Annotated in this window: 4 protein-coding genes; 2 read left to right on the forward strand and 2 right to left on the reverse strand. The window is 42.2% G+C overall.

Features of this window, described 5'->3' with window-relative positions; all coding sequences use genetic code 11:
• Positions 1 to 199: 199 nt before the first annotated feature.
• A complete protein-coding gene (locus CAG68_RS04545) occupies positions 200 to 832 on the forward strand; it encodes a hypothetical protein (protein ID WP_005376385.1) in 633 nt (210 codons plus the stop codon).
• Positions 833 to 1,019: 187 nt separating this feature from the next.
• Entirely contained in the window at positions 1,020 to 1,808 is a 789-nt protein-coding gene (locus tag CAG68_RS04550) for an EAL domain-containing protein (protein ID WP_054730571.1), read from the forward strand.
• A gap of 27 nt (positions 1,809 to 1,835) precedes the next feature.
• On the opposite strand, the gene CAG68_RS04555 is transcribed toward CAG68_RS04550, so the two are convergent.
• Entirely contained in the window at positions 1,836 to 3,095 is a 1,260-nt protein-coding gene (locus CAG68_RS04555) for a DEAD/DEAH box helicase (protein WP_005376383.1), read from the reverse strand.
• Between the two features lie 67 nt (positions 3,096 to 3,162).
• The gene (locus CAG68_RS04560) at positions 3,163 to 3,765 is read right to left on the reverse strand and encodes an acyl carrier protein phosphodiesterase (RefSeq protein ID WP_054730575.1); all 603 of its coding nucleotides are present in this window, start codon (positions 3,763 to 3,765) and stop codon (positions 3,163 to 3,165) included.
• Positions 3,766 to 4,129: the final 364 nt, after the last annotated feature.

Genomic DNA, 4,129 nt, shown 5'->3' on the forward strand with positions numbered 1-4,129 from the left:
GTTCTAGCTTTATCATTTTTTCCCTTTCAAATTTTTGTTCAACTTCTGCTTCTTTCGTGTTGCTCTATTAAAGATTAGACACGGTCATTTGTGAGAAATTTGGTGTTTAGATCAAGAAGTTGCCGAAGTAAATTAGTCTATTCTCAAAAGACTATGCTAACCTTTTGCAGTTCGTTTTGTAATTATTAAGGGATATTCTTTGCTACTCGACCTAGTTATTCAAAGTGTTAATGATTTTCAAGACGACTGTCTTAAGCTGTGTGAAAAGCATTACCCTGCGGTGCATAACCAAGGCATGAGTGAGCATCATCTTGGTCTCGCGTTTTCAAGAAGGATGGAACATACTTTTCGTCACTTTGGATACAACTGCGTGATAAAGCCAATCGAAGTGTTGGATTCTCCAGACCTTCCCCATCACTATCGAATTTCATCCGACATTGGCACTGTCTGGGTTCTGAGTCACCATATGGTCAGTGCTGGAAAATCTTGCCGGGAAAACTTACTCTCATCAATTACGGAATGGCAGAGTGAATATGGTTATGCCTTACAGCCTAATGACCTACTCTTTTTGGTTTGCGATCATTGGATAAGTCGCAGCAAAACGAGCCGAGAATTGCTTCATTGGTGGATGGGTGAACTACCCGATCAGATCAACGAATACACAGAACAAGGAATCACACTGTACACTAGCGAGTCGCAACTCACGCAATCGTTGGACACTCGATTCGGTATTAGCCCTTGTTACATTAAGTTTGGGCATCCTTTACGGCGTTCGAACAAACAGCAGTTAGTCAGAAAATATTTGCAGTTGTATGCCGTACTGCAATGGTAGCATCAAATTGAAGTGCTGAGATTATCAATTATTTCATCAATTTGTTTGATGTCACTCGACAAACCTACCCATCCATTACCATCGTTCTTGCTTGAGTTAATGAGCACACTTAGATTCATTGCCAATGAAATAGAAAAATTAGCGCGATAACGCTGATGTTGAGACATTGATATAGGTTGTGGTAACAATGATGAGCATCTCGCAACTACTTAGTTGCATCCGGAAACAAGCCGACGGGCAGTATATTGCGAAATACGCGAACTTCACTCTCCGCAGTGTCTTTCAACCCATATATAAGAACGATATTTCCATCGTTGGCCTTGAAGCACTGGTAAGAATTAGCAATGCCAATGGCAACATGGTTAGGCCAGATCAGTTTTTCCAATCCAAAGCGACTCCCACTCAAGATTTGCTCAATGTTGAACGCTTAAGTCGCCTAATCCATATCAAAAATTTCTCTCAGTCTCGCTTTCACACAAAACAATTGTTTCTCAATGTATTACCGGTAGCGGCAGAGATACTAGTCAAAGACATCACGTATAACCGACTGCTAAAACAAACCATTTATGAATCGCATTTGATGAATGAACAAATCGTCATGGAGTTACTTGAATTGAAGGTGGAGGATGAACTCTCTTTGTCTCAAGCTACTCGGGAGTTAAGTCTTGAAGGATTTAAATTAGCGATTGACGATTATGGCGTCAATGCATCGACAACTGAGCGAGTGAGAAGCATTTGCCCAGATATAATCAAGATGGATCGCTCTTTATTGCTAAGGTATGAAAACGGTGATTTTAAAGCGCTTAACGATGCATTATCACTCGCAAAAGCGTTATGCTCTAAAACCGTTATCGAAGGAATTGAAACCGAGCATCAACTTCGCTTAATGAAAAAGCTCGGTTTCGATATGTATCAAGGGTACCTACTTGCTATCCCCCAAACGTTAGACGTCTATGAAGAGGCAAAAACAGCCTGACTATGTAAGAACAAAAGTTTGCGCGGTTTAGCGAGAGCTACGTGATTTACCACGATTTTTATGAATCGCCAATTTTGCTTTTAGCTTACGCTTCTCAGATGAACGACTACGACGACGCCCACCCCCATTTTGTTCAGGCTCAACTTCTTCTACAAGACTTGGTTCGAAACCTGCCAGCCATTCTTGGGGTAAGCGTTGATCAAGCAGGTTCTCGATAGCTTGCAACAAGTACTCCTCATCTCTACTCATCAGAGAAACCGCCAAACCTGACTTTCCTGCTCTTCCAGTGCGGCCAATTCGATGGACATAATCTTCTGCTTTGAATGGCATATCAAAGTTCACGACTTGTTCTAGCTCTTGAATATCTAACCCTCGTGCTGCCACATCGGTTGCAATCAAAGCACGCACCTTACCTTGTTTAAATTCATCCAAAGCTCTTTGGCGGGCGCCTTGTGATTTATCGCCGTTGATAGAAACCGCTTTGATGCCATCTAACTTGAGCTCTTTCGCTAACTCATCACTGCCTTGCTTCGTTTTTGTAAATACAAGCACTTGCTGCCAATTCCGCGAGCCAATTAAGTACGCTAGCAATTCACGTTTCCGTTTTTTATCCACTGGATAAACCATTTGTGTTACCGTTTCAGCAGTCGTATTTGCTGGTGAAACTTCGACTTCAACTGGCGATTCCATGAGTTTATACGCAATAGTTTTGATTCGCTTCTCAAATGTCGCAGAGAACAATAGGATCTGTTTCTCAGCAGGCAAACGTCGGAAGATGCGCTGCAAGTCAGGCCAAAATCCCATATCTAACATACGGTCGGCTTCGTCTAACACGAGCATACCGGTTTTGGAGATGTTTACGTTACCATTAAACAGGTGATCCAAAAGGCGGCCTGGCGTGGCAATCAAAATATCAGCACCCTCTTCTAACTTTCTCTTTTGTACGCCAATGCTTGTACCACCATAAACACACACGATGCGAAGTTCTGTTTCTGCCGAGTACTGATTCAAATTATCAAATACCTGCTGTGCAAGCTCGCGTGTTGGAACCAAAATCAATGCTTGAGGTGTGCCGTTAAGTTTCTTTTGCTGAACGGTTTGTATGATAGGTAAACCAAACGCAGCCGTTTTTCCCGTACCAGTTTGTGCAGCAGCAAGTAAGTTTTTTCCTGCAAGGACGTGTGGAATTGACTTTTCTTGCACTGGTGTTGGCGTCACGATATTTAGATTGCCTAGCGTCTCGATTAGCTTTTGTTCGATGCCTAAATCAGCAAAATTAACAGACATGTGTAACCTCATTATTTTTGGAGCGCAGAGTTTACCAGAGCCCCTAAAGCCATACTACTTTTCTATCTCATTGAGTTGAGTCATTAAGCTGTTGCTGAAAATCATACGACTGGCGCAAAACATCTCGATAAAGTGACGAGAACTTCTCTTCTAATTCGGTGTAATCACTTTCAATCACTTTAAATGTTGTGGTTAAGTCTGCCATCCTAGGACTTCTTTGCGACATCCGATGTAGTGCAAATTCTATATTGTCTAGATCTTGATAGGATTGAAGCCATCGGCCATGCCACATTCTGCTGTGGAGCACCAAAAAACGTGGCGGCAAATGTTCATGAACCTCTCGGTTTACTCTCTCGTATGCCGTTTTTACAAAGTGTTCGAGAGACACGGAGTGAAAGTCGTTCCAGTGTTTTGCGAGGCAATGATCCCAAAACATATCTAAAGCGATAGGTGCAAAACGTCTCGCAACACCAGTGAAATGAGGCTTACATTCGTTGACGATTGGATGATGGTCAGTAATACGGTCAACAAATCTATGTAATCTGATGCCATTTGAGATATCGCGATCATACAGCTTGCTTGGATCTCCTTTTACGAAGTCTCCAAGCAAGTTTCCCAATAAATGGCTGTTACTGTGATCTGCGATATGCAGGTGGGCTAGAAAGTTCATTCGACGCCAGTTTTGGCCTCTAGGGCTTGGTGTGACATGAACCTAGTATAACGTCAATTACGACGAGATGAGAGTGTTCCGCTATTCGGCTTCGTTGTCTGAGCCAACGTATTCCGACAAGATAATGCCAATTTCAAGCGCATCTAGCAGCTCTAGGCTCTCATCGTTTTGGTATTGGTCGCTCATTGTGACCTCCTTTATTTTAAGCTCTCTTGCTTTTACTTGCTGACACATATCCACATCAGCAACTCCTTTTTATAGTCTTTATATGACACATTCATGACAGCGAGAAGTAAAGATTTAAAAACCTATGAGCACAATCAAAAGTAAACGATTGCAATTAAGTTTCATATCCGCTTAACAC

Origin of the sequence: Vibrio sp. V42_P2S4T144 (assembly GCF_009904715.1) — a bacterium.
Classification (GTDB): domain Bacteria; phylum Pseudomonadota; class Gammaproteobacteria; order Enterobacterales; family Vibrionaceae; genus Vibrio; species Vibrio alginolyticus.

Coding starts and splice junctions, on each gene's coding strand:
- CAG68_RS04550 (WP_054730571.1), top strand. CDS start 1,020: ATGATGAGCATCTCGCAACTACTTAGTTGCATCCGGAAACAAGCCGAC.
- CAG68_RS04555 (WP_005376383.1), bottom strand. CDS start 3,095: ATGTCTGTTAATTTTGCTGATTTAGGCATCGAACAAAAGCTAATCGAG.
- CAG68_RS04560 (WP_054730575.1), bottom strand. CDS start 3,765: ATGAACTTTCTAGCCCACCTGCATATCGCAGATCACAGTAACAGCCAT.